The organism is Streptomyces sp. NPDC003011 (assembly GCF_053591515.1).
The window spans coordinates 268,003-290,174 of the sequence record NZ_JBSFTY010000001.1 but is presented as its reverse complement, the minus strand read 5'-3'; the positions used below and the strand labels follow the sequence as shown (position 1 = coordinate 290,174).

At 66.9% G+C, this 22,172-nt stretch carries 27 protein-coding genes; 9 read left to right on the top strand and 18 right to left on the bottom strand.

What is annotated here, in order from left to right:
* Positions 1-497 precede the first annotated feature (497 nt).
* A complete protein-coding gene (gene mshA / locus ACWD0J_RS01355) occupies positions 498-1,835 on the top strand; it encodes a D-inositol-3-phosphate glycosyltransferase (protein WP_451493628.1) in 1,338 nt (445 codons plus the stop codon).
* On the top strand, positions 1,828-2,358 hold the full coding sequence (locus ACWD0J_RS01350) for a YbjN domain-containing protein (RefSeq protein WP_451493627.1): 531 nt from the start codon (positions 1,828-1,830) through the stop codon (positions 2,356-2,358). Before mshA ends, ACWD0J_RS01350 begins: the two co-directional genes overlap by 8 nt.
* Before the next feature lie 305 nt (positions 2,359-2,663).
* On the opposite strand, the gene ACWD0J_RS01345 is transcribed toward ACWD0J_RS01350, so the two are convergent.
* Positions 2,664-3,488, bottom strand: a complete 825-nt coding sequence (locus tag ACWD0J_RS01345; RefSeq protein ID WP_451493626.1) for an AraC family transcriptional regulator — start codon at positions 3,486-3,488, stop codon at positions 2,664-2,666.
* 49 nt (positions 3,489-3,537) lie between these two features.
* Here ACWD0J_RS01345 and ACWD0J_RS01340 point away from each other — a divergent pair, with 49 nt between their 5' ends.
* Positions 3,538-3,993, top strand: coding sequence for a DUF2000 family protein (locus ACWD0J_RS01340; protein WP_451493625.1), 456 nt, complete (start codon positions 3,538-3,540; stop codon positions 3,991-3,993).
* A gap of 151 nt (positions 3,994-4,144) precedes the next feature.
* Here the strand turns inward: ACWD0J_RS01340 and ACWD0J_RS01335 are convergent, their stop codons facing one another.
* On the bottom strand, positions 4,145-5,407 hold the full coding sequence (locus tag ACWD0J_RS01335) for an MDR family MFS transporter (RefSeq protein ID WP_451493624.1): 1,263 nt from the start codon (positions 5,405-5,407) through the stop codon (positions 4,145-4,147).
* Positions 5,408-5,630: 223 nt separating this feature from the next.
* Between ACWD0J_RS01335 and ACWD0J_RS01330 the strand changes: the two genes are divergently transcribed.
* Positions 5,631-6,392 carry a phosphoglyceromutase gene (locus ACWD0J_RS01330; protein ID WP_451493623.1) on the top strand — a complete coding sequence of 254 codons (762 nt, stop codon included), beginning with the start codon at positions 5,631-5,633 and terminating at the stop codon, positions 6,390-6,392.
* A gap of 85 nt (positions 6,393-6,477) precedes the next feature.
* Here the strand turns inward: ACWD0J_RS01330 and ACWD0J_RS01325 are convergent, their stop codons facing one another.
* The 11 genes from ACWD0J_RS01325 to ACWD0J_RS01275 all read right to left on the bottom strand — a co-directional run bounded on the left by ACWD0J_RS01325 (position 6,478) and on the right by ACWD0J_RS01275 (position 14,301).
* Positions 6,478-6,672, bottom strand: coding sequence for a hypothetical protein (locus tag ACWD0J_RS01325; RefSeq protein ID WP_451493622.1), 195 nt, complete (start codon positions 6,670-6,672; stop codon positions 6,478-6,480).
* Positions 6,673-7,282: 610 nt separating this feature from the next.
* On the bottom strand, positions 7,283-8,500 hold the full coding sequence (locus ACWD0J_RS01320) for a tyrosine-type recombinase/integrase (protein WP_451493621.1): 1,218 nt from the start codon (positions 8,498-8,500) through the stop codon (positions 7,283-7,285).
* Positions 8,500-8,739, bottom strand: coding sequence for a helix-turn-helix transcriptional regulator (locus ACWD0J_RS01315; RefSeq protein WP_451493620.1), 240 nt, complete (start codon positions 8,737-8,739; stop codon positions 8,500-8,502). Before ACWD0J_RS01315 ends, ACWD0J_RS01320 begins: the two co-directional genes overlap by 1 nt.
* Positions 8,732-10,030, bottom strand: a complete 1,299-nt coding sequence (locus ACWD0J_RS01310) for a replication initiator (RefSeq protein ID WP_451493619.1) — start codon at positions 10,028-10,030, stop codon at positions 8,732-8,734. Before ACWD0J_RS01310 ends, ACWD0J_RS01315 begins: the two co-directional genes overlap by 8 nt.
* Positions 10,031-10,186: 156 nt before the next feature.
* A complete protein-coding gene (locus ACWD0J_RS01305; protein WP_451493618.1) occupies positions 10,187-10,432 on the bottom strand; it encodes a SpdD protein in 246 nt (81 codons plus the stop codon).
* Between the two features lie 25 nt (positions 10,433-10,457).
* On the bottom strand, positions 10,458-10,652 hold the full coding sequence (locus ACWD0J_RS01300; protein ID WP_451493617.1) for a hypothetical protein: 195 nt from the start codon (positions 10,650-10,652) through the stop codon (positions 10,458-10,460).
* 16 nt (positions 10,653-10,668) lie between these two features.
* Entirely contained in the window at positions 10,669-10,860 is a 192-nt protein-coding gene (locus ACWD0J_RS01295) for a mobile element transfer protein (RefSeq protein ID WP_451493616.1), read from the bottom strand.
* Positions 10,861-10,872: 12 nt separating this feature from the next.
* Positions 10,873-11,529, bottom strand: coding sequence for a DUF2637 domain-containing protein (locus ACWD0J_RS01290; protein WP_451493615.1), 657 nt, complete (start codon positions 11,527-11,529; stop codon positions 10,873-10,875).
* An 88-nt stretch (positions 11,530-11,617) separates the two neighbouring features.
* Positions 11,618-12,994 carry an FtsK/SpoIIIE domain-containing protein gene (locus ACWD0J_RS01285; protein ID WP_451493614.1) on the bottom strand — a complete coding sequence of 459 codons (1,377 nt, stop codon included), beginning with the start codon at positions 12,992-12,994 and terminating at the stop codon, positions 11,618-11,620.
* Complete coding sequence (locus tag ACWD0J_RS01280; protein WP_451493613.1) at positions 12,994-13,350, bottom strand: SCO3933 family regulatory protein; 357 nt, start codon at positions 13,348-13,350, stop codon at positions 12,994-12,996. Before ACWD0J_RS01280 ends, ACWD0J_RS01285 begins: the two co-directional genes overlap by 1 nt.
* Positions 13,351-13,515: 165 nt before the next feature.
* The gene (locus tag ACWD0J_RS01275) at positions 13,516-14,301 is read right to left on the bottom strand and encodes a GntR family transcriptional regulator (protein ID WP_030684069.1); all 786 of its coding nucleotides are present in this window, start codon (positions 14,299-14,301) and stop codon (positions 13,516-13,518) included.
* A gap of 83 nt (positions 14,302-14,384) precedes the next feature.
* Here ACWD0J_RS01275 and ACWD0J_RS01270 point away from each other — a divergent pair, with 83 nt between their 5' ends.
* The 3 genes from ACWD0J_RS01270 to ACWD0J_RS01260 are packed head-to-tail and all read left to right on the top strand — an operon-like array spanning position 14,385 to position 15,668.
* Positions 14,385-14,816 carry an NUDIX hydrolase gene (locus ACWD0J_RS01270; RefSeq protein ID WP_451493612.1) on the top strand — a complete coding sequence of 144 codons (432 nt, stop codon included), beginning with the start codon at positions 14,385-14,387 and terminating at the stop codon, positions 14,814-14,816.
* Positions 14,817-14,862: 46 nt separating this feature from the next.
* A complete protein-coding gene (locus ACWD0J_RS01265) occupies positions 14,863-15,291 on the top strand; it encodes an ATP-binding protein (RefSeq protein ID WP_451493611.1) in 429 nt (142 codons plus the stop codon).
* On the top strand, positions 15,291-15,668 hold the full coding sequence (locus ACWD0J_RS01260; RefSeq protein ID WP_451493644.1) for a hypothetical protein: 378 nt from the start codon (positions 15,291-15,293) through the stop codon (positions 15,666-15,668). The genes ACWD0J_RS01265 and ACWD0J_RS01260 overlap by 1 nt, the downstream gene beginning before the upstream one ends.
* Positions 15,669-15,960: 292 nt before the next feature.
* On the opposite strand, the gene ACWD0J_RS01255 is transcribed toward ACWD0J_RS01260, so the two are convergent.
* From ACWD0J_RS01255 to ACWD0J_RS01245, 3 genes are read right to left on the bottom strand one after another with little or no spacing between them, the layout of a single operon-like run.
* Positions 15,961-17,664, bottom strand: coding sequence for an ABC-three component system protein (locus ACWD0J_RS01255; RefSeq protein ID WP_451493610.1), 1,704 nt, complete (start codon positions 17,662-17,664; stop codon positions 15,961-15,963).
* Positions 17,645-17,905: an ABC-three component system middle component 6 gene (locus ACWD0J_RS01250; protein ID WP_451493643.1), complete on the bottom strand. Its 261-nt coding sequence runs from the start codon at positions 17,903-17,905 to the stop codon at positions 17,645-17,647. The genes ACWD0J_RS01255 and ACWD0J_RS01250 overlap by 20 nt, the downstream gene beginning before the upstream one ends.
* Positions 17,905-18,822 carry an ABC-three component system protein gene (locus ACWD0J_RS01245; protein WP_451493609.1) on the bottom strand — a complete coding sequence of 306 codons (918 nt, stop codon included), beginning with the start codon at positions 18,820-18,822 and terminating at the stop codon, positions 17,905-17,907. Before ACWD0J_RS01245 ends, ACWD0J_RS01250 begins: the two co-directional genes overlap by 1 nt.
* A gap of 292 nt (positions 18,823-19,114) precedes the next feature.
* Between ACWD0J_RS01245 and ACWD0J_RS01240 the strand changes: the two genes are divergently transcribed.
* Complete coding sequence (locus ACWD0J_RS01240; RefSeq protein WP_451493608.1) at positions 19,115-19,660, top strand: hypothetical protein; 546 nt, start codon at positions 19,115-19,117, stop codon at positions 19,658-19,660.
* Positions 19,661-20,113: 453 nt separating this feature from the next.
* Here the strand turns inward: ACWD0J_RS01240 and ACWD0J_RS01235 are convergent, their stop codons facing one another.
* Positions 20,114-20,257 carry a hypothetical protein gene (locus ACWD0J_RS01235; protein ID WP_451493607.1) on the bottom strand — a complete coding sequence of 48 codons (144 nt, stop codon included), beginning with the start codon at positions 20,255-20,257 and terminating at the stop codon, positions 20,114-20,116.
* A 221-nt stretch (positions 20,258-20,478) separates the two neighbouring features.
* Positions 20,479-21,216: a TIGR02391 family protein gene (locus ACWD0J_RS01230; protein ID WP_451493606.1), complete on the bottom strand. Its 738-nt coding sequence runs from the start codon at positions 21,214-21,216 to the stop codon at positions 20,479-20,481.
* 135 nt (positions 21,217-21,351) lie between these two features.
* Here ACWD0J_RS01230 and ACWD0J_RS01225 point away from each other — a divergent pair, with 135 nt between their 5' ends.
* On the top strand, positions 21,352-21,726 hold the full coding sequence (locus tag ACWD0J_RS01225; protein WP_319122065.1) for a DUF6221 family protein: 375 nt from the start codon (positions 21,352-21,354) through the stop codon (positions 21,724-21,726).
* Positions 21,727-22,172: the final 446 nt, after the last annotated feature.

Genomic DNA, 22,172 nt, shown 5'->3' with positions numbered 1-22,172 from the left:
CCGGGTGGGTGCGCTGGCCGCGGACGAGGCGGGGGAGCGGATCGGTCTGGGGGTACGGCTGCGGGAGGCGCCGTCGGAGGTGCTGCTGGAGCTGGCACCCGGGAGCGCCGCACGGGAGCGCCAAACGGCCCGGCCGGCACCCGGGAGCGCCGCACGGGAGCGCCAAACGGCCCGGCCGGCACCCGGGAGCGCCAAACGGACCGGCCGGCACCCGACCGGCATCCGGGAGCGCCGCACGGGACCGACCGGCATCCGGGAGCGTCACACGAGACCGGTACCCGGGACCGGTGGCGCCGCTTCCCCAGAGGCCAGGCGCCGCCGCTTCGGCCCGAGCCTCCTACGCATTCCGCCCTCGAACGGTTGAGCGAACCCCGGTAATGCCTCGGCAAAAACCGCTCTGTCCGGAATGAGAACCCTTCCCTGTGACGTTGCCGCTCTTGGAGGGCGCTCCACACCCTCAGCCCGGCATGCACGCCCGCAGCAAGGAGGACCGCCACGTGAGCCAGTACGTCAGCCGGCTCGGGCGTCGCTCTGTGGCGGCACCCCCGCGACTGCGACTGCACCGACGCCCCCGTCGGGTCGCCATGCTCTCCGTGCACACCTCACCGCTCCACCAGCCGGGCACCGGCGACGCGGGCGGCATGAACGTCTACATCGTGGAGCTCGCGCAGCGCCTCGCCGCGATCAACATCGAGGTGGAGATCTTCACGCGCGCCACCACGGCCACCCTCCCGCCGGCCGTCGAACTCGCGCCCGGTGTGCTCGTCCGGCATGTCGACGCCGGCCCCTACGAGGGCCTCGCCAAGGAAGAGCTCCCGGCCCAGCTGTGCGCCTTCACGCACGGCGTGATGCAGGCCTGGGCCGGCCACCGCCCGGGTTACTACGACCTGGTCCACTCCCACTACTGGCTCTCCGGGCACGTCGGCTGGCTCGCCGCCCAGCGCTGGGGCGCGCCCCTGGTGCACGCCATGCACACCATGGCCAAGGTCAAGAACGCCAACCTGGCCGACGGCGACACCCCCGAGCCCGCCGCCCGCGTCATCGGCGAGACCCAGATCGTCGCCGCCGCCGACCGCCTCATCGCCAACACGGCCGAGGAACGCGAGGAACTCGTACGGCACTACACCGCCGACCCCGCCAAGGTCGCCGTGGTGCACCCCGGCGTGAACCTCGACCGCTTCCGCCCCGCCGACGGCCGCGCCGCCGCCCGCGCCCGCCTCGGCCTTCCGCAGGACGCCCTGGTCCCGCTCTTCGCGGGCCGCATCCAGCCCCTGAAGGCGCCGGACGTGCTCCTGCGCGCGGTCGCCGTCCTGCTCGACGACCGTCCCGATCTCCGCTCCCGGATCGTCGTCCCGGTCGTCGGGGGCCCCAGCGGCAGCGGCCTCGCCAAGCCGGAGGGCCTGCAGAAGCTGGCGTCCCGGCTCGGCATCGCGGACGTCGTACGGTTCCACCCGCCCGTCGGCCAGGAGCAGCTGGCGGACTGGTTCCGCGCCGCGTCCGTGCTCGTCATGCCGTCCTACAGCGAGTCCTTCGGCCTGGTCGCCATAGAGGCGCAGGCGGCCGGCACACCGGTGCTCGCCGCCGCGGTCGGCGGGCTTCCGGTGGCCGTGCGCGACCAACGGACCGGTGTCCTCGTCCAGGGGCACGATCCGGCCGACTACGCGCGCGTGCTGCGCGACTTCGCCGACGATCCCACCCGCTCGGCCCGGATGGGCGAGGCCGCCGCCCGGCACGCCCGGTCCTTCGGCTGGGACACCGCGGCCGCGGCGACGGCGGACGTCTACACGGCCGCCGCCCAGTCGTACCGGCGTCGCGTACGCTCCCACCATGGCTGACTCCGGAAAGGCAGAGCAGGCACAGCGGGCGCAGCAGGCGGCGGCACAGGTCGTCGAAAGTGCCCTGAAGGACGCCGAGCTGGAATGGGAGAGCCCCGCACCCGGCACCTACGTGGTGCAACTCCCCGGCAGCCGCAAACTGTCCACGACGGTGTCCCTGCTGCTGGGCCGCCACTCCCTGTCGCTCAACGCCTTCGTCATCCGCCACCCCGACGAGAACGAGTCCGGCGTCCACCGCTGGCTCCTGGAGCGCAACCTCAAGCTCTACGGCATGAGTTACGCCGTCGACCCGCTCGGCGACGTCTACGTCACCGCCAGGCTGCCTCTCTCCACCGTCACCCCCGACGAGATAGACCGTCTCCTCGGCCAGGTCCTGGAGGCGGCGGACGGCGCCTTCAACACCCTCCTGGAGCTGGGCTTCGCGTCCGCCATCCGCAAGGAGTACGCGTGGCGGGTGTCCCGGGGCGAGCCGACGCGGAACCTGGACGCGTTCGCGCACCTCACGCGACGCTCCGCCGACTGACCACGGGCCGCCCGCTCCGACGACGGCTACAGCTACGGCTACAGCGGCGACTCCGCCGACAACTCCGCCTGCGACTCGGGCTTGTCGAGCTCGTCGGCGAAGGCCCGCAGGACGTCGGCTCCCGCGACGGCGGTCGAGACCCGGCCGGGCCGACGCCAAGTGGCCGTGAGGGGAGGAGGGACGGCTTCCGCACCACTGTCCGAACTGGTGTCCTATTTAGTCATTTGGTCACTTGGTCACTTGGTCACTTGGTCACTTGGTCACTTGGTCACTTGGGCACTTGGCCGCTTGGTCGTGCGCTCCCCTCAGCGGGAACTCCTCCGGTACCGCCCCGGCGTCACCCCCACCAACTTCTTGAAGTGCCGGGTGAGATGGGCCTGGTCGTGGAAGCCGGTGAGGGCGGCGACGTCGGCTGGCCCGCGGTCCGCGAGCAGCAGCCGACGGGCCCGGTCGACGCGGCGGGCGTTCAGGTACTGGTGCGGGGCGATGCCGTACGCACCGCTGAACGCCCGTACGAGATGGGCGGGATGGGCCTGGAGCAGCCGCGCGGCCTCGTCCAGCGAGAGCCCTTGGACGACCCGCTCGTCGAGGAGCTCGCGCAGCCGCCCGGCGAGAGCGGGGTCACGACGCGGGGTGCGCACGGCGTGTGCCGGCCGCAGATGCGTGCGCAGCCGCTCGCCGACGAGCGTCAGCCTGCTCTCGGCCTCGAACTCGTCGCCGGGCCGGGTGAGCGCGGTGTGCACCTGTCCGACGCGCAGCCGCAGCAGGGGGTCGCGCAGGTCGGGCGCGTCGACGGCGGGCCCGATGAGATCGTCCCCGAGCCGGGAGCCGTCGAGGTACAGGACCCGCTTGCGGAAGCCGTCCGGGGTGGCGGGAGAGCCGTTGTGCGGCACGTGCGGCGGCAGCAGGGACACCGTGTCGTGCGGGGTGCCGTGCTCGTGCCGGTCCAGGTCGTACCGGACGGCTCCGGCGTCCACGATGAGCAGCGTCCACGCGTCATGGACGTGCATCGGGTACGCGTACTCGGTGAAGTGGGCGTGGAAGACCTCCACGACGCCCGCGACGCGGGGGCGCCAGGCGGAGACCTCACGCCGGGCGGGCGGGGCTTGTCGGCCCCGTTGGGCGGTCATGCAAAGAACGTACAAGACGGTGTCGTACGGCGGGCGGCAGTCTCGGCGCATGAGCACTGAACCGATGCGGACCGGACCCGCGCCCGCCGAACCCCTGCGCTTCGACACCAAGATCGCCGTCCTGCTGCGGGAGGACCTGGAGACCTGGCAGCGCCTCAATGTGACGGCGTTCCTGGTCAGCGGCCTGGGCACCCAGGTCCCGGAGGTCATCGGCGAGCCGTACGAGGACGCGGACCAGGTGGCGTACCTGCCGATGTTCCGGCAGCCGGTCCTGGTCTTCGAGGGGACGAAGGAGACGCTGACGGCGGCCCACGCGCGCGTGCTGTCCCGCGCGCTGCCGCGGGCGCTCTTCACGAGCGACCTCTTCACGACGGGGAACGACCGCGACAACCGGGCGGCGGTGCGGGCGGTGCCGACAGCGGAACTGGACCTGGTGGGGCTCGCGGTGTACGGGCCGCGCAACGCGGTGGACAAGGTGGTGAAGGGGGCGCGGATGCATCCGTGAGGGGCTGGGGTGTGGGGCGCGGGGACGGGCGTCGCGGGCGGTGTTACCCCGCCCGTACGCGGCGTCTCAGCCGCCCTCCGGCCGTGCCACTCTCCGGCCGTGCCGCTCTCCGGCCGTGCCGCTCTCAGGCCGGCCTCCGGCCATGCCGCTCTCAAGCCGAGCTGACCTCCGGCCGATCCGCCGCGGAAGCCTGGGCGACAGGTTCCCCCTCCTCGGCCGGCAGCCGCCGCATCAGCGCCGCGTACCCCACCGCGGCGGCCGTCCCCACCACCGCGCACAGCCCCCACAGCCACTCCGCGCCGTAACGGTCGATGACGACGCCGGACATCAGGGGGGCCACCAGGGCCGCCACCGACCAGGACAGGGTGTACATCCCCTGGTAGCGCCCGCGTCCGTGCGCGGGGGACAGCCGGACGACGAGACCGGTCTGGGTGGGCGCGTTGATCATCTCGCCCAGTGTCCAGACGCAGACGGAGAGGGCGAAGAGGCCGATCGACCCGGCGAAGGCGGTCAGCCCGAAGCCGTATCCGGCGAGCAGCGACGAGACGACCAGCAGCCGTTTGGTGTCCCGGTGCTCGATGAACCGGGTGAGCGGGATCTGCAGCGCGACGATCAGCACGCCGTTGACGGCGATCGCCATGCCGTAGTCGGCGGGCGTGAACCCGGCCTCGCCCATGGCGACCGGCAGGCCGACCGCCCCTTGCTGGAAGACCAGCGCGACCAGGAAGGACAGCCCGACGACGCTCATGAACCGCCCGTCGCGCAGCACGGTCCCGAGACCGACGGCGGCCTCGGCCGCTTCCTGGCCCTTGGTCACGGTGGGCCGGGACTCGGGCAGCTTCAGGAACACCACGACCGCGCAGACGGCCGTCATCCCGGCCTCGATCAGGAACCCGGCGCGGTAGCTGGCCTCGGCGATGAACCCGGCGGCCGTGGAGGACACGGCGAACCCCAGGTTGATGGCCCAGTAGTTCAACGAGAAGGCACGTACCCGGTCCTCGGGCCGCACGATGTCGGCCATCATCGCCTGCACGGCCGGCCGCGAGGCGTTGGAGGCCATCCCGACGAGGAACGCGACGCCCGCGATCGCGACCGGGTGGTGCACGAACCCGAGGAGAGCGACGGACCCGGCGGTCGACGCCTGCGCGACGAGCAGGGTGGGCCGTCGCCCGAGCCGGTCGGTCATCACGCCGCCGCCGAGCGAGGAGACGACCCCGCCGAGACCGTGCAGCGAGACGACGAGTCCGGCGTAGGAGGCGGAGTAGCCGCGGTCGAGCGTGAGATACAGGGCCATGAAGGTGGCCACGAACGCGCCGAGCCGGTTGACGAGTGTGCTGGTCCACAGCCACCAGAACTCCCTGGGGAGCCCGGAGACGGTCTCCCGGCAGGCACGTCTCAGGGCGGCGACGGACATGGCGGATCCCCCACGGATGTAAGCGGCTCAGACGGCAAGCACAACTTACGAGAGAGAAGTCGGCGGAGGCCACTCGATTAACACCTCCCGTCGACCGTCAGTGCCGCTGCCAGTGCCGCTCTCAGGGCCGCTTTCGGCGCCGCTCCGGTGCCGTCGGCGGTCCTGGCGTCCGTCTGCCGAGCGGACGCACAACGGATCGAGCCGTTGGATTAGGCTCGTCCGCATGGCCGACGCACCGTACAAGCTGATCCTCCTCCGCCACGGCGAGAGCGAATGGAACGCGAAGAACCTGTTCACCGGCTGGGTGGACGTCAACCTCAACGAGAAGGGCGAGAAGGAGGCAGTCCGCGGCGGTGAGCTGCTCAAGGACGCCGGCCTGCTCCCCGACGTGCTCCACACGTCCCTCCAGAAGCGCGCGATCCGCACCGCGCAGCTTGCCCTGGAGTCCGCCGACCGTCTCTGGATCCCGGTCAAGCGCTCCTGGCGCCTGAACGAGCGCCACTACGGCGCCCTCCAGGGCAAGGACAAGGCGCAGACCCTCGCGGAGTTCGGCGAGGAGCAGTTCATGCTGTGGCGCCGCTCCTACGACACCCCGCCGCCCCCGCTCGAGGACGGCGCGGAGTTCTCCCAGTCCGACGACCCGCGCTACGCGACCATCCCCCCGGAGCTCCGCCCCCGCACGGAGTGCCTCAAGGACGTCGTCGTCCGCATGCTCCCGTACTGGTACGACGGCATCGTCCCCGACCTCCTCGCGGGCCGCACGGTCCTGGTCGCCGCCCACGGCAACAGCCTCCGCGCCCTGGTCAAGCACCTCGACGGCATCTCCGACGCCGACATCGCGGGCCTGAACATCCCCACCGGCATCCCCCTGTACTACGAACTCGACGCCTCCTTCAAGCCGGTGACCCCGGGCGGCAAGTACCTCGACCCCGAGGCGGCCGCAGCAGCGATCGAAGCGGTCAAGAACCAGGGCAAGAAGAAGTAAGTTCGACGCATCAGGCCTCCTACCAGGGAATTCTCCGCTGCTAGGAGGCCTGATGTCGTGTCTGGGCCGTGGTGGGGCCGTGACGCTAGATGCTCCGCCTCTTCCAGACGCGGACGCTCCCTCGGAGCGTGACGAGGAAGGCTCCGATGGCGACGGCCCACTCGGGAGCTCCCACCCAGATGCCGAGGGAGCTGCCCGCGCCTCCGACCAACGCGAACGGAAGTTCGCGGGGGGTGATGTCGATGGTTACGCCGAAGCGTGGCACCATGGTGTTCTCCATGGGTTCCTCCTAGTTGTCGCAACGAAAAGGCACTAATGGAGATCGAAGGCCACCCATTGCACTGGGTGGCCTTCTCGCTTCCCCGCTAGTGATCGGGACGATATGGCACAGCTGTCATGTCGTGCAAATCCCTGCACAGTTGCGGAACTGATTCCTCCGTATCGGTGTCTGGTCGGTCGATAGACTTAAGCTGTCGAGCCTTCTGTTGAACCTTGTTCCCCACGTGCCCTGTTTCCTTAAATCCGGTCAGCTACGCCGGGCTGTAGAGGTAGCCAGGCACCCGGCCGGGCGGGTGGTCGGCCGGGCGGCCGACCGGGCGGGAGGGCAGGTGGGTGGCCACCCACCCGGCCGGGCGGGTGCGGTCGAGAATCGTTGGCGCAACTTTGCCGAGCCGGACCAATGTTCACGGATGGTGAATCCAAATGCTGTGGTCCGCGAATTGTGTGGCGCAACTTTGCCGAGCCGGACCAATGTTCACGGACCAATGTTCACGGATGGTGAATCCAAATGCTGTGGTCCGCGAATTGTGTGGCGCAACTTTGCCGAGTCGGACGTAATGTTCACGGACCAAAGTTCACGGATGGAGATCCGAGACGCAGGGGTCTGCGGATCAAGCGAAGACGGCCGCAATCGCCTTGCGGGTGCGCTCCTGGCTGGACGGCATGAGGTGCGCGTACACGCGGAGCGTCAGGCCCGGGTCCGAGTGGCCGAGGTACTCGGCCAGGGCCTTGATGTTCTCCCCGGCGTCCAGGAGCACCGAGGCGTAGAAGTGCCGGAGGGCGTGCATGCCGTTCTCGCGGGACTCGGCGTAGGACTCGCCCTGCTTCCGCTCGGGGATCACCCCGGCCGAGGCGAGCGCCCGCTTCCACACTTCCTCGTTGAGGGACGTCCGCCAGACATGACCGCCACGCGGGCCGGTGAAGATCAGCCGCTTGGTCACCGGAGGTCCGTCCGCCACCTTCCACGGCAAGGTGATCTCCACCGGCGGGAACCGCTTCATGTGGTCTCGGAGGGCATCCGCGACCGGGCCGGGCAGCGGTACGTCTCGCAGCTTGCCGCCCTTGGGCGGGGCGAACACCGCCTTGCTCCGGCTCAGCTTGAGTTGCTGGACCACGTGAAGCGTGTCTGAGGCGAAGTCGATCGCGTCGACGGCCACGCCGAGGATCTCGCCCTGTCGTAGCCCGCAGCCCCCGCCCAGGTCGACCATGGCCTGGAACCGCTCGGGCATGCCGGCCTGGACGGCGAAGACCCGTTCCGGAGTCCAGGGAGTGATGCGCTTGTTGTCCACGGTCGGCGGCCGGACGGAGCGAGCAGCGCACGGGTTCCGGGGAAGGTGCCCGTCGTCTACGGCCGCACTCAGGGCGGCGCGAACGTTGGAGTAGATCGTTCGGGCGTACGAGCCACGGACTCCGTTCTCCTGAAGCTGCCCCACCCAGTCACGAATGTGCGCGGGTTGGAAGGAACCGAGGGGACGTGAGCCCAGGTATGGGAAGGCGTGCAGCCGAAGCTGAGACTGTATCGACGCCTGCGTGTTCGGATCCGGTGCGTGAGTAGCCCACTTCTCCGCGTACTGCTGGAGGGTGATCCGGGCCGCGCGCGGGTCGATGTACTGCCCGCGCGCCATGTCCGCCTCGGTCTGCGCCATCCACTGATCAGCGAGCCGCTTCTGTCGGTCGGGGAAGCTCTTGGACTTCTCCGTACCATCCGGGCCGACATAGCGCGCGCGGTAGCGCATGCCCGAGCCGTAACGCTCGCTCTTCACCTTGCGGCTCTTGCCGTCCGCGCCAACCTCGGTCTTGTACCACCGGTCTTGGATGTGTCCGGCCATCAGGCAGCCACCCCCGCACGCTGGGAGTCCACCCAGGCCCGGACGTCGGCCGGGTCGAAGCGCAGGTGCCGGCCGACACGGAAGCCCCGCGGCCCGGTGCGCTTGCGGCGCCACTGGTCGACCGTCTCGACACTGGGCAGGTCGAAGATCTCCACCAGGTCGTCGGGAGTCAGGTATCGCGAAGGCAAGGCACGCGGTGCGTCGGCCGGTTCCGCGACCGCGAGGCGTCGGTTACCCACGGGTGGGCTCTCCTTCTGTTCCGGGGGAGGGTTCGAGGGTTTCGGCGAGCCAGGTTTCGGCGTCGGTGAGGCCGGTTCCGGCGTAGACCCAGTGGGCGAGGACGAGGGTCGTGTTCAGCACCTCCGAATTTTCGGAAGTGGTTGCTTGGGCGCGGCGCCAGTCGGCGCGGGCGGTGCGGAGGGCGCCGAGGGTGGTGGAGTAGCGGCGGGACTTGGTGGAGAAGTGGCCGCGGAAGCCGAGCATGTGGGCCCAAGACCGGAGCCGGAGTTCTTCGAGTTCCTTGCGTGCGCCGAGGGTCCAGGCGGTACGGATCATGCGGCGGGCGTGGTCGCTGATGTCGAGCTGGGAGAGTTCGGCGAGGAACTTGAGCGGGCGGTCGAGATCTCCCGTGGCAGTTTCGGCGCCCTTGGTGGCGTACTTGGCGATGTATGCGGCGACGGCCCGTTCGGTGAGTTCCTGGCCGCCGTCGAAGTCGGCGCTACGGATGGTGCGTACGTCGAGCTGGCGGCCGAAGGTGAAGGCGTGCGGGCGTCCGTCGATGACCGGGCCGTCCACGCGGACGGCGGTTGTAGCGGCGCGGATGGCGTCGGTGAGCAGTTCTGCGGTGGCCCAGGCGGGTGGCGGGGTGTCGCCTCCTTCGGGGCCGTCGATGCGGATGACGGCGTGGAAGTGGACGGCGCCACGCTTCTGGTACTCGGCGACCTTGGCGAAGGACACCCGGGCGTACTTGCGAAAGGCCCTCTGCGTGAGGCCGGCGCGCTTGGCGACCTCCCGGCGCAGGTAGGTCGAGAAGCGCCGCCACAGGGGACCGGCGTGCGCGTTCCAGAGCACAGCCGCTTCGTAGTCGTAGGTGTCCGGGTCGAGTGGGGTGCCGAGGGCGGGGTCGTCCTGGTCGTGGAGGGTGCCGCAGCGGCAGGGGCGGACCGTTCGGGCCGGTCCGGTGGGGCGGTTGTGGACCGGGCCGAAGCTGGGGGCGGTGAAGGTGGCGAAGACGCGGGGGTGGGCGGCGACGCGTTCGGGGACGCCCTTGCCGCCGCGCAGGCCGGAGGTGATCAGGTGGAAGGTGTCGCGGCGGTAGACCTCGGCGCAGGCCGGGCAGCGGGTCGTACGGCGGTTGTTGCAGCGGACCAGGAGGTGACCGGCCGGGAGGCTGGTCGAGTCGAGGTGGTGGAGGGCGTTGCCGATCTCGCCGGTTCGGGTGTTCAGGTCGTACTCGGTGCGGTGGCCGTCGAGGCGGATCGGGTGCGTGCAGCCGCCGAGGCCGGAGAGCTGCCGCAGGAGCGCGGGCATGGTGCCGAGGGCGGCTAGTTCGCCGAGTTCGTGGAGCGGGGGCGGGGTGGTGCGGGTGAAGATGGTGGTTCTCCTTCTGGCTTCGGTCAGGAGGGGCAGGGCCCCCGGGGCGGCGGATGCTTGGTGGTATCAGGGCCGTCCCGGGGGTCTGGTGTGTCAGCGGCGGTGCTGACCGCGGAGCATCGAGCGCAGGACCACTGCGGCGACGGCTACGGAGATGGCCGTGACGGCGACGGCGGCCAGGAGCGCGGTCAGTACGACGCCGCCGACGAGGACGGCCGCGACCGCTCCGGTGCTGACGGAGATCTGGGGCGCCGGACGCCGCGCGGTGGCGGGGTCGGCCACGGTGTGGGTGTGCGCGGGCGGCGGTGTCGGGCTGTCGGGGTACTTGGGCAGGAACACAGCGAAGCTCTCCTTATCTACTCGTCTAGTTGTGTGAGCCGTTTATGACGTCCACGCCGGAGCGCGTGCCGGACTCGATGGCCGGGGCCATGAAGGTGTGCGAGAGCCAGAAGCCGAAGAGGGCGACCAGGACGACGATCCAGGTGCGGACGCCGAGGAACTTGACCGCTCCCCAGGCGAAGAGGCCGAGGACGAGGACGAGCGGCAGGCTGACGGTCACGGTGTGCGGAGTCCTTTCAGCGGACGGGGCATCGGTGGGTGCGTGCGGCCAGTTCGGCGGCGGCGCGGCTGTCGTAGTCGGCGGAGAAGCCGCAGCGCGGGGCCGTGCAGGCGGCCGTGTGCTTCTCCCGGCCACGACCGTCGTAGGAGGTGCCGACCTGGACGGGGCCGATGCGGGCGACGGAGCGGAAGCGGCGGTTGGCGGTCACGTGGGTCTCCTCTCAGAGGTGGGCGGCGATGGCGTCGGCCATCGGTGCGGGGACGCCGAGCCGGGCACGGAGGGTGGGAGTGTCGATAGGCGTCCCGGTGCGGGTGTGGTGCTCGGTGGCGACTTTGCGGGCGTGCTCGACCAGTGCGGCCGGGACGGAGACGGCGGGCGGAGGAATCGGGACAGGCGTCGGCACAGTGACCGGTGGCGGCGGGAGCTCCGATACGGGATCGGGCGCGTCCTCCTGGTCCTCGATGTCCTCGCGCTCCCGCGGGAACTCCGTCTCCTCGGTCACGTCTTGCGCGGTTGGTGTCGAGTGGGCGAGGAGGGTTCCGCCGAGGAAGGCGACCGCGGGCCAGCCCGCGACGAGGATGCGGAGCCAGGCCGGCACGGCATTCAGGTCGAGGAGTCCGGCGGTGGCGACGTTCGCGCCGAGGGACGCGGCGAGTGCGATGACGAACCAGCACCACCCGGAGGCTTTCGCGTCGCCGGTCCGCAGTTGGCGCCAGGCGGCGACTAGCAGCAGGTCGACCGAGATGGGGTAGGCCCAGGCTTTCCATCCGTCCTGTCCGGCCGCCGAGGCGATGTCGTGGAGGTGGGCGAAGGACAGGGCGGCAGCGATGACGGCTTGGCCGAGTACCGCATCGATACGGGCCAGTTGGGCGCGCATGCTGCGGCTCCTTCCGGGTTCAGGCAAGGGAGGGGTAGGGACGTGGCGTGAGGCGGTCACGCCGACCGGGGTGGGGAGAGGTAGCGGCTCAGTCGGTCACCGGTCGGGGCTGCACGACCGGGGCTGGGGAGTCCAGTGGCCGTGCGGGAACGTCGGGCTGGAAGGGCTTGAGCGCGGGCAGGTCGGGGACCAGGTGCGCCGTCGTGTGGCAGGTCTCGGCGGCATCGGCGAGGGAGAGATACGGGGTGCGGATGCGGGACCAGCCGCCGGAGGTGTCACCGGCCACGGCGAGGCCAGGCCGTTCGGGGGCGATGGCGCAGGCGGCGGAGACCGCTTCGGGAGCGATGTCGCCGAGTGCCATCTTGGCCGAGGCTTCGTCGTTCACGCGGTGGCAGACACGGCCGGTCAACTGGGCCCGCAGCATGGTGGCGCCCTTGCCCAGTTCGGCGCCGAAGCGCTGTCCGCAGACCTCCAGGTAGATGCCGGCCGCGCGGCCGAGCTGGGCAAGCCGGATGAGCTGGGTGACCATCTCGTCCCGGCGTTCCTCGTCCTTGCGTGTGGCGACAAGGAAGAGTTCGGCCACCTCGTCCACGAACAGCACGACGGGAACCGGGCGTTCACGCTCGGGCAGGCCCCAGATGTCGGAGGTGATCTCCTCGTCCGGAGTGGTCGGCTCGATGCCCTGCCGGGCCTTGATCAGGTCGTAACGGTCCTCCATTTCCTTGATGAGTACGGGCAGGAGTTCGGCGGCCTGCTCGGGGTCGGTGGCCAGTGCCGACAGTCGTGGGGCAAAGGGCGCCAGCTCCACACCGCGCTTGCAGTCGATACCGACCAGCGCGACGGGCTGTCGGGCGAGTCCGGCGACGAGGTGCCGCAGGTACATGGACTTGCCCGACAACGTCGCGCCGAGCGTGAGGCCGTGAGGCACAGTCCGGTAGTCACGTACGAAGGGAGCGGCGTCCTCCCGCAGCGCCACCGGGACTTTCAGGAACCCGTCCGCAGCCTTGCGCGGCATCCGGACCTTGCGCAACACGTCGAAGCCGACAAGCCGCAGCTCGACCACGCCGGGCTTGACCGTGGTCACGTAGACGGCATGAACTCCCCAGGCGTGCCGCAGCCGTTCGGCCGAGGCGGCGACGTCGGCGGGTTCCTGCCCCGGGGCCAGCCGCAGACGAAGCCGCAGTCCGGTCGACGTAGGGCGGACGATTCCGCGACGCGGCGGGACGGGGCGGACCTCCCGTCGAGTAGTGGCCTTGACCGCCAGAACCCGCAGCCGGGACGGAGCGACCGTCAGGCCGCAGGCTTCCATGACCGAGCTGTACGAGCTGAGCAGCCGGGCCGTGGATATCGGCAGACCGACCGTGGACCAGTAGAGGCCAGGGTGGTTGGCCCGGGCGTAGGCAGCCCCGCCGCCGAGCGCGGCGACAGGACCACCCACCTCCAGAAGCGTTACCAGGTCAGTCATCAGGCCGAGGCCCCCACAGCGGCCGGGAACCCGGCCGGAGTGACAGCAGCGGCGCGGAACGCGATGCCGTGGCGCTGCTGCCCGTTGAACACGCTCTCCCACGGCCGGGCAATGAGCCCCGGCAGCGAGACCGGGGCACCGAGCGCAAGCCCGTCGGACACCCCGCTCTCCGGAACAGTGACCTTGATCAGGGACGACTCCCCCTCCTCGATGTAGACGACGCCCATCGTCATCATTGCCTCGCCGCTGACGGGGTCCTTGGCGATCTCGCCGGTCTGCCGGTCGCGGACCTTGGGCTCAGGTGCCTCCGTCAGCAGGATCGTTGCGGCCGAGGTCTCCACACGGATGGTGCGCAAGATTCTTTCCTATCTACTCGTCTATACAAGATGCAGCCTTCGAACCCGATCTCCGGGAACGACGACCACCCTGCCACACCACTTGCCCACTCGTCTATACGAGTATGCCTGTTGGGGTGTACGAGTTCGGGAAAGCGGCCCCGCGCACCACCGCCGGTCAGGCCCTCACGTGGCCGGGAGCTGGTACGACAGGACGTAGGCGTCCGCCGCCATGACCGTGTCACAGACCTCGACAGCCCGCCCTTCGGTGTCATACGCGGTACGGATCAGGTGGATCACGGGCACGCCGGAGGCCAGCCGGAGTGTCTTCACTTCGGACGGCGAGGGCATCCGGGCCCGGATCTCTTCCTCGAAGTGGTCGAGGTGGTGGCCCAGTTCTTCGAGGCGGGCGTAGATGCCGCCGGGGCCCGGGTTGGGTTCGGCGATCTGCGTGCCGCGGGCGATGTCGAGCGGCAGGTAAGAGGTAGCGAACTCGACCGGCCGGCCGTCGAGCAGGTACCGGCGCCGACGGGCGAGCACACGCCGCACAGAGCCGAGCCGGGTGGAGATGTCCTGACTGGCCTTTTCTTCCTTGACCTCCAGGCTGTCGACCTGGGGGTGACTGCCGGCGGCGTCGGCCTCGACGATGAAGGCGGACTTTCCTTGCTCACGGTGGCGCCGGGCGAACCGGTCGGAGGCTAGCCGTCGCACAGGTGGCCGTGGTCGCACGAAGACGCCCTTGCCGTGCTCGGCGTGCACCAGGCCCTCGCCCTGGAGGATGGAGAAGGAGTTTCGAACCGTCATACGGGAGACCCCGTAATGCTCGACGAGTTCCGCCTCGGAGGGCAGCTTTTCGCCCTCCTTGAACCGCCCACGGTCGATGGCCTCGCGCAGCTGGTCGGCGATCTGCCGGAAGACCGCACGATCACTCGTGGGGTCGAGATCACCGAGAAGGCTCGGAAGAGACGTCACGTGTACTCCTTTAGGTATCTAGACGAGTGGGCGAGTGTTGTTGCTACGGTGGAGAGCCTAGCCAGCTGAGAGGGCCGAGGAACGTGAGCACTGACCGTCCGCACTCCGTAAGCGTTGCCGGAGTCATCGTCGACGACCAGGACCGCGCCCTTTTGATCAAGCGCCGCGACAACGGTCACTGGGAGCCCCCGGGCGGAGTCCTCGAACGTGAGGAAACCATCCCCGAGGCCCTCCAGCGCGAAGTCCTCGAAGAAACCGGCATCAAGATCGCACTTCCCGCGACTCTCACCGGCATCTACAAGAACATGAACGGCCTGATCGTCTCGCTGGTCTTCCGCTGCGAAGCCGCCGACGGCACGCCCACCACCGGGGCCGAGACCCGCGCCCTGCGCTGGGCCACCCGCGAAGAAGTCACCGAACTCGCCGACGAGGCATACGCGATCCGCGTTCTCGACGCTTTGGACGCGGCATCCCCGCCGGCCATCCGCGCCCACGACGGCGTGAAACTCGTCTAGCCCGAACCCGCTGCACATGGCGGCCTACCAGCACGAAGGAACTTGTATGCACGAGTATACGAGCACTGCCCGGGTCTGGGGACTCACTTGCCCAGGTTTCCCGGAAGAGGTCAGCCGGGCCCGCCGCTGGACGAGAGACATCCTGCGCGGCTCACCCATGGCCGAGGACGCCGAACTGATCGTGAGCGAGCTCAGCGCGAACGCGATCCTCCACACCGCCAGCGGCCTCACATCCGGCAGCTTCCACCTAGCGCTTGCGGTCTCTACGCAAGTCATTGCCCTGTCGGTCACCGATGACGGCGGCGCCGGCACCGCCCCGAAGGTCGAGCACCAGGGCCAGGAGGCGGAGCACGGCCGAGGTCTGGGCATGGTCAGCGTGATCGCGCACCGGGTTGTGGTCCATGACAGCGACGGCGGCCACACGGTCACCGCGGAACTCTTCACAGCCCCTCCCCCGGGAGGTCACCCGTGCTGATGGACCAGCCGCAGCGGGGCTACTGGTGCGAGTGCTGGACCGAAGACCTCACCGAGGGAACAGGGCCGACACTGCGGGGCTCGTTCGACGCGTACTCGGCACCCCAGGCCAGCAGATGGGTAGCGGTCGCCCTTCGCACCATCTCCCCTGCACTCGACCCCGACTCGTCCGACGAGGCATGGGAGTGGCTCTACGACGGCCGCATCGAGACAAGACGAGCCCTCTTACGCGCGGAGCCCTGCACCGTTTCCGTCACCCACGACAGCACCCGCATCACATGGACGATCCAACCAGTGCTGTTTCTGCCGCTCGCCCACCGCCAGGGCGTCGAACTCCCCGCCTGCGTGGACGACTTCAACGCCCCTGCGACCGACTGAGTTACAACTTTCTCTACGGGTTCAAGGCGGCTCGCTCCGCTCCCCGCGCGCGGCCCGGCCCCCGGCCGGGCCTGCGCTCCAGTCTCCGCCCCGCTCCCGCCCGGCCGGCGCCCGTGCCGCGCTAAAAGCATGCAGCCACCTGATGCCAGAGAAGGAGTACGTCGTGGCTAAGGCGGTCGGCTCCACGGCTTTACGGAGCCACTTTGGCGCGAGCCTCGAAGATCACGGCCCCAACGTCGTGCTTTACCGGGCAGGTCCGCAGACTGCCCGACGCGCCAGCAGGCTAGCTGCCTCAATTAAAGCGAATACCAAACAAGCCGCCCGTCTCGTAAGGAGCGTCGGACAATCGGGCACATTCCTTGAAATCTACCCTAAAGCCCTCATCTTGCGCTTTCTTCAAGTCGTCAGAGTTCATCGTTACGACGTATTGAATCGCTTCCCGCTCAGCAATGCGAGCAGCCAAGGTGAGCGCGCTAGCCATTTGGCGACCCTCAACATCAGAATAGAGATGACTGTCGTGCACCAGGAAGTCTGGACCCCGCCCAGCCCTTTTGGCAGTCACCGCCATTGTTAAATCAAAGCAGAAGAGTGCCATGCTTTTTACGCCTTGACTTTTATCGCCACCAATCGTGGGTACAAAGTTATAGCCCGATTTGCTGGGCTCGACACTCAGTGACGCGGGCCGCTCGCTGCCATAAATTTCATAAGCGTAGGACGAATAGCGCTGCGCGATTTCGTCGATCTGTGCACGGCGATCGCTCAGGTCCGTGCTGAATCGAAGCTCCATCTCGGCTGAGCGCAATTGCAAGTGCCTGTTAGCATTTTCCCATTTATCGATGGTTTCGCGACGCTGTTGCAGCTCCGTCAGACGACCTTTCACCTGCGCTAGCTGCTGCTGCAGTTCGTTATAGGTCTCCAGAGCGCCGCCAGCCTCTAGGATCCGCATCACCTCCGCTCGCTCAGTGTCTGCACGTTGGAGGCTCAGCCTCATTTCGTCCAGAGCTTCGACTAGGGTCGCCCTCTCGGCTTCGAGGTAACGCTTCCTGTTCTCGACAATTGAACGATGAAACGCCGCTACTTCGTCAAATCGCCGCAGTACCGTGTCAGGGAGGGTAATTTGAAGCTGGCCGTAGACTTGCTGCACATAGGAATGATCAGGCTGCGATTCACTTTCCTGGTTAATAGCGGCCTCAATGTCTCCCAGCCGGCGCTCTTCCATGACTAGAGTATCGTTGATCTTGCGGATTTCTCGGCTCAACTCGTCGGCCTTGGCACGATGAACAGAGTATTGCTCTACGACTTGGAAGTCAGAAATCTGCTGCTCAAGCTGGACTACCTGAATCCTCAATGTTCTGATCTGGGCATCGAGATCTTGCGTTTTACCCAAAGTCATGCCCAAAACTGGATCGTTCGCCGCTTTTTTGAGCTCTTTGAGGCTCTTTTCAGCGGTCGCAATCTCTTTCGAGCGTTCAAGAAGATCAAGGTCCAGCCCGAAAAGGTAAGCAAGGGGAGCCTGTGATGCTACAGCGGCCTGCTTGCGGTGGACCTCCGTGGGATTATCGAAGGCCCCATTTTCGACATTGCGCAAGTAGAAAGCAATCAGCGACCGATATGACGGTTCGTTGGGCGCCCCAGTCAGGCCGAACAGTTGTTTTCCCAACTGTCGCCGCCACATTGCGATCTTCAAGGTAATTCCGTCTACTGAAACATTGCTCGGGTCACCTCCACTTCGTCGAACGCTCGGAATAGTGCCGTCTAGGTCGAGCCCGAGACTAAAGGAATGATCGGCTAGCTCTGGTCTACGCAGTACGTGATCCGGGCGAGCATCAGACCCTAGAAGGAAATCGAGTACCTGAACAAAACTGCTCTTGCCGACAGCGTTGCGGCTGTCCTGCCGTCTCGCTGTCTTAGTTCGCTCAGCCACCACAATGTTTAGACCGCGCTCGAACTGTGCCGCTTTGAAATTGGGCAGGTCACTACTCAGGGTGCGAAACATTATCAACCTTCCTCAATTCGCCATCCTGAAGCACGACCGCGCCTGCGGCAAAGAGAACATCCAGCGATAGGGCAAACCACCAGAACGGAACCGCGGAGGGCATATTCTTGTTGCCGCGCCACGCCGTAAGTCTTTGCCACACCGCACTAACTGAGCCCGGTCGCTCCAACTGCAGCATGATTTGAGCGCCTACTGCAATTAGCGCTTGGTCCGCAGCAATCGATTTACTAGGGAGAAGCATCACTCAGTCACCGGAGCCTCGAAAATATCGCACGTCTCAAAGAAGTGCGTGACCACCATCATCGCAGCACTCCTCTGTTGGCTCATATCGGGATAATCCGCACCCGGAAAAGCCTCTACCACGAGGTCATCACATAGTGCGTGGAATACTGCGTCCGAGCTATCCAAACGCGCACGATGGCCGTCATACCTTGCTCGCAGATTCTCAGACACTTGGGCTTGCTCGCCGGGAGATGACAACGAAAAATAGTACCGGACATGCCCCGTATGCACCTTGAATGCTACGAGGAGATCCGCGACCTCCGCACCAAAATTGTTATGCTCGATTTTTCCTGGGGGAACTTCGAGTGGACTGTCGGTATCTGGTACCAACCGTGTACGCGCGAGGGACTCCACACATCTCGCTATATATGACATTCCGGCAGGGTGCTCTGAGGGAGGGGCGCCAAGGATCCAAGCAAGTTTACTGCGGTCAACGTCATCACCTACGCAATAGTCCCACAAAACTTGAGGGGGCCAGTTTTCTATTTTGACGGACGAGGTTTTTTTCGCCTGCCTCAAATCCATAATGCCAGCGGCGGCCATCGTGGGTAGACCTCTGGCGTTATTGTAGACGAAAGCCCACTTCTCCATGCGGGAGCCCCAGTGTTTTTCCGCGTTCTCGAAGTCAGTTTTTATTTTGCTCGTCACATATGATTCTGACGGACTAGTAGCTCCGTAGCATGCAAGCATCAGGCCATCAACCCAGCCGTCGCAGCCCTTATCCCCACGACCTGAGGGATCGATCTGGACAAAGTCAGGGCCATGCTTCAAGTGCATTAGGTCGGTGACGAAGTCTTGCCAATCGAAACTTGTCTTCCGCACACACAAAGCCAGGAACTGACTGTGGAACCATGCGCGGTCCTGATCAACTAACACGTCGCTCCCCCAGTGACGATGTACACAACCCTCCCCAAGCCTAACGGCGTTGGCTTCTCATGAACACACAGCGTGTCTTAGCCAGTTGGTGCTGTGCGCCGTGCCCGCCAGCGGTCAGGGCAACCCGACGTGGCCATGCCTTTACTGTTCGTCTCCGGTGATCAGCGCTCATGCAGTCGCCTGGATGAAGTTCGCAGACGCCGCCTTGCCGGTCCTGTGCCAGGTGGCTGGCGTGTCCAACGCCGTCTACCTGCCCTAGCCGTTCCTCGTCAGTACGTGCTATGCCCTCCATATGGATCAAGGTGTAGCCGCGTTCGTCGCTGGCATAGCTGGCATGGTCGGCGCTCTCGGCGGAGCAGTAGCCGGCGGAGTAGCCGCTGTTCGAGGAGCTCGCATAGGTGCGGAGAAGACCGCCGCGGCCACGCGTCAGACGGTGCACGACCAAGCCGCTGCCGAGCACGGTCACTGGCTACGTGAGCAACGTCGTGATGCGTTTGCATCGTTCATTACAGCCACACAGGCGGTCACGGATGCCTCGAAGGCTGTGACATCCATGCAGCATGACCAGCTCATCGCCTTCAACGAGTCGATTCAAGCCCTCATCAGAGTCAGCAGCCTCATCACATTGATGGGCCCCGAGCAAGCCATCACCGCAGCTGGGCGCGTCATAGGCGCTGCTGAGATCTTCAGGCGGTGCATGTGGGAGGAGTCGCGTATCACCGACCACACGTCGCAGGAGTCGAGCGATGCCTCAGACAAAACGGATGAGGCCGCCGATAGCTACACCGAGATGGTTCAGCGGTTCATTGCTGTAGCCCAGGGAGTATTGGGCAGGTGAGGCCCCAGCGACCCGCATCTGCACCACAAGCGCACAAGAACGAGCGTGGAAACAGTGGGAAGTCACGGTGCAAGCGACCAACTTCAACTAGGCCATTGGCAGTCGTTCGCACAGCTCAGCTCTCAATCGTCATTGAAGGCTCGTAGCTTCCCAAACTGAGGGACCAGGCACCGTCATTACGGTACGGCCGTCGCGGCTTGCTCTGGACGACGGCAGCGGCAGCGTGGCGGGGGCCGGTGGGGGTGCAGCGAGGCATACGCGCGCCTGATTGGTCGGCGCACCCGTCGTCGTGGCTGGCTGTCGTCGGCTGAGGTTCGTGCCACTGCCGTGCCAGATGCAGCGGTCAGACACGGTCAACGAGGGCGTCTTACGGTTGATTTGCTGGGCACCTCACCGGGCATCGAAGCTCCAGGTCACCGTCCCAACGTCCCAGCCTCTCTCTTAAAGCGGGTGTCAGGCCAGCAGGATCGGGTGAGTAGCGTGGGTCGGTTGGCTACGCTGTCCGGCCACCGTCGCCGCCAGCGGTTTGGATAAGGAAAAGGTGAGCAGCGCGGCGTAGAAGACGCTCGAAATCGCCGACCAGTGCGTGGAGATCACTGGTCGTAGCGCCATCGAGGAGGCGAGAGGGCCCGGCCTGCGCTACATCGCCGTGCATCTCGGCGTTGCGGCGTCTATAGACGTACGGGCGACAGCCTGGACCCGCGAGGCTCTGGACCCGCGCGAGGAGGCCCGCCTGGAGCGCCATCGCGGACGCTGGCCCGGCGCCGCGAGAGGGCGACGGCGTGACTCCCTAGGACCGCCCAGAGTGGAAGCCGAACTCAGGTCGCGGTCTCTACAGTGCACTCCTCGATCCATCGCGCGACGACAGAAAAAGTCGCCATGTACTCCAGCGCCTCCTGCTGGGTCCAGGTGACCTGCTCTTCGTGTGCCGCCAGATTCCGGATGCCGAGGAACACCCCGGCAGAAAGGTACTTGGCCCCGTCCTGCCGGGCTCTCCATGTGGGGGTGTCACGGTCGCCATCGAACCTGAGCCGCGGCTTGCCCTCGGTGGGCGGCTTGGGATCGAAGCTCTGCATACACAGATCCATCTCGCCCGTGTCGTGACGACCGAGTTTCAGTTGTAGGCGACGATTCACCACGCGGGCCGCAGCGAGGACGGCATCCTGGTGGGCCTCAGCGGCCCAGAGAGGTGCGGCCGGCTCCCACACCCAACGATGCAGGATATCCGCCCCAATAACGGGTGATTTGGGACGCAGGAACGCGTCAATATCATCCGCGTGCCTGGCGTGCCCCAACGCCTCGGTGACGGCGAGGCGTACGAGCTGCCAGTACGCGAGACCTTCGGCGTTGTACTGGTTCAGCTCGGAGAGTGCATGCGGGTCGTATACCTCAACGATCTTGCGAGCCCGCACGAGTTCGATCACGAGATCTTGAGGCCAGTCCGGCCAGGGCATGCCGCCAGCCTGGTCAGCATTGGCTGCTTCCATCTTCGAGACATGGATGTTCACGTCCTCCAGGAAGTTCTCCAGCGTCTCGACAGCGTGGGCGTGATCCATGCTTGGACCCTAGGGCGAACGGCGCAGGCTGGTCAGTGGTTTCGCGTAGGAAGTGGCGGGCCCCAGCAAGAGGCCCTGGAGCGTCATAGGGTGGTGGATGATGGCCCCTCAGCGTTCACCGACAAGGGGGCAGCGATGAGACACGACTTCGATGTCATGGTGGAGTTCCTTAAGGCCCGTCTTCGTGAGGACGAAAATGCGGCCAAAGCACTGAAGGCCAGTAAGAACGAGGACGTGACCCGGTTGCGGGACCGGATCCTTGCCGACGTCGAGGCGAAGCGCAGGCTCATGGACTGGGTGTTCGCGCCTCAGTGGGAGCTGGGGGAGTGGGAGCACTCCTTCGCAGGCCGCCTGGTCATCAAACAGTGGATGGGGTTCCGCCAGCCGGTGATCGAGCAACTCGTAGCGGCGTACGCCGATCACCCCGACTTCCACCCCGAGTGGGCGCTGATCGAGGTGGAGCCGATTGAGGACGAGAGCCGCACCCGCGCTCAGGCTCGCACCATTTGATGGGGCTTGAGGCCGTTAGGAGGCCCTGAAGAGGCACAGGTTGAGGAGAGGCGGACGGCTTCACCGCGACCTTGAGCGGCCTCCAGGCCCCACGCTGCACCAGATCGATCCTCAGTACCGCACCACCAGCGCACCAGATAGGGCGGGGAACACCGGGGAACCATGGTGAAAAGGGCCGAGCCCCACTAGGCCGTACCTCGGCCATTCGCGCAGGTCAGCACCCGAACCGGCCCCAAATGACCGCAGCTTCCCAAGCTGATGTCACGCAGCTACGTAGGCGAGGGACGCTGCCAGCGGCGACCAGTAGCCTGCGACGATCAGCCGTCGCGCGCCTGGAGATGCCGTGGAAGCTACCGCTCTCGTCAGTCCCGATCAGTTGTGGTCGGCGCAGGAGGTCTTGGTTCGTCCGAGTCCTGTACCGGCGGCGGCAGGGGTCTACGGGTGGC

Excerpts from the sequence above, each read along its gene's own strand:
- ACWD0J_RS01350 (WP_451493627.1), top strand. The coding sequence starts at position 1,828 with ATGGCTGACTCCGGAAAGGCAGAGCAGGCACAGCGGGCGCAGCAGGCG.
- ACWD0J_RS01345 (WP_451493626.1), bottom strand. The coding sequence starts at position 3,488 with ATGACCGCCCAACGGGGCCGACAAGCCCCGCCCGCCCGGCGTGAGGTC.
- ACWD0J_RS01340 (WP_451493625.1), top strand. The coding sequence starts at position 3,538 with ATGAGCACTGAACCGATGCGGACCGGACCCGCGCCCGCCGAACCCCTG.
- ACWD0J_RS01335 (WP_451493624.1), bottom strand. The coding sequence starts at position 5,407 with ATGTCCGTCGCCGCCCTGAGACGTGCCTGCCGGGAGACCGTCTCCGGG.
- ACWD0J_RS01330 (WP_451493623.1), top strand. The coding sequence starts at position 5,631 with ATGGCCGACGCACCGTACAAGCTGATCCTCCTCCGCCACGGCGAGAGC.
- ACWD0J_RS01325 (WP_451493622.1), bottom strand. The coding sequence starts at position 6,672 with ATGGAGAACACCATGGTGCCACGCTTCGGCGTAACCATCGACATCACC.
- ACWD0J_RS01320 (WP_451493621.1), bottom strand. The coding sequence starts at position 8,500 with ATGGCCGGACACATCCAAGACCGGTGGTACAAGACCGAGGTTGGCGCG.
- ACWD0J_RS01310 (WP_451493619.1), bottom strand. The coding sequence starts at position 10,030 with ATGCCCGCGCTCCTGCGGCAGCTCTCCGGCCTCGGCGGCTGCACGCAC.
- ACWD0J_RS01290 (WP_451493615.1), bottom strand. The coding sequence starts at position 11,529 with ATGCGCGCCCAACTGGCCCGTATCGATGCGGTACTCGGCCAAGCCGTC.
- ACWD0J_RS01285 (WP_451493614.1), bottom strand. The coding sequence starts at position 12,994 with ATGACTGACCTGGTAACGCTTCTGGAGGTGGGTGGTCCTGTCGCCGCG.
- ACWD0J_RS01265 (WP_451493611.1), top strand. The coding sequence starts at position 14,863 with ATGCACGAGTATACGAGCACTGCCCGGGTCTGGGGACTCACTTGCCCA.
- ACWD0J_RS01260 (WP_451493644.1), top strand. The coding sequence starts at position 15,291 with ATGGACCAGCCGCAGCGGGGCTACTGGTGCGAGTGCTGGACCGAAGAC.
- ACWD0J_RS01255 (WP_451493610.1), bottom strand. The coding sequence starts at position 17,664 with ATGTTTCGCACCCTGAGTAGTGACCTGCCCAATTTCAAAGCGGCACAG.
- ACWD0J_RS01250 (WP_451493643.1), bottom strand. The coding sequence starts at position 17,905 with ATGCTTCTCCCTAGTAAATCGATTGCTGCGGACCAAGCGCTAATTGCA.
- ACWD0J_RS01240 (WP_451493608.1), top strand. The coding sequence starts at position 19,115 with ATGGATCAAGGTGTAGCCGCGTTCGTCGCTGGCATAGCTGGCATGGTC.
- ACWD0J_RS01230 (WP_451493606.1), bottom strand. The coding sequence starts at position 21,216 with ATGGATCACGCCCACGCTGTCGAGACGCTGGAGAACTTCCTGGAGGAC.
- ACWD0J_RS01225 (WP_319122065.1), top strand. The coding sequence starts at position 21,352 with ATGAGACACGACTTCGATGTCATGGTGGAGTTCCTTAAGGCCCGTCTT.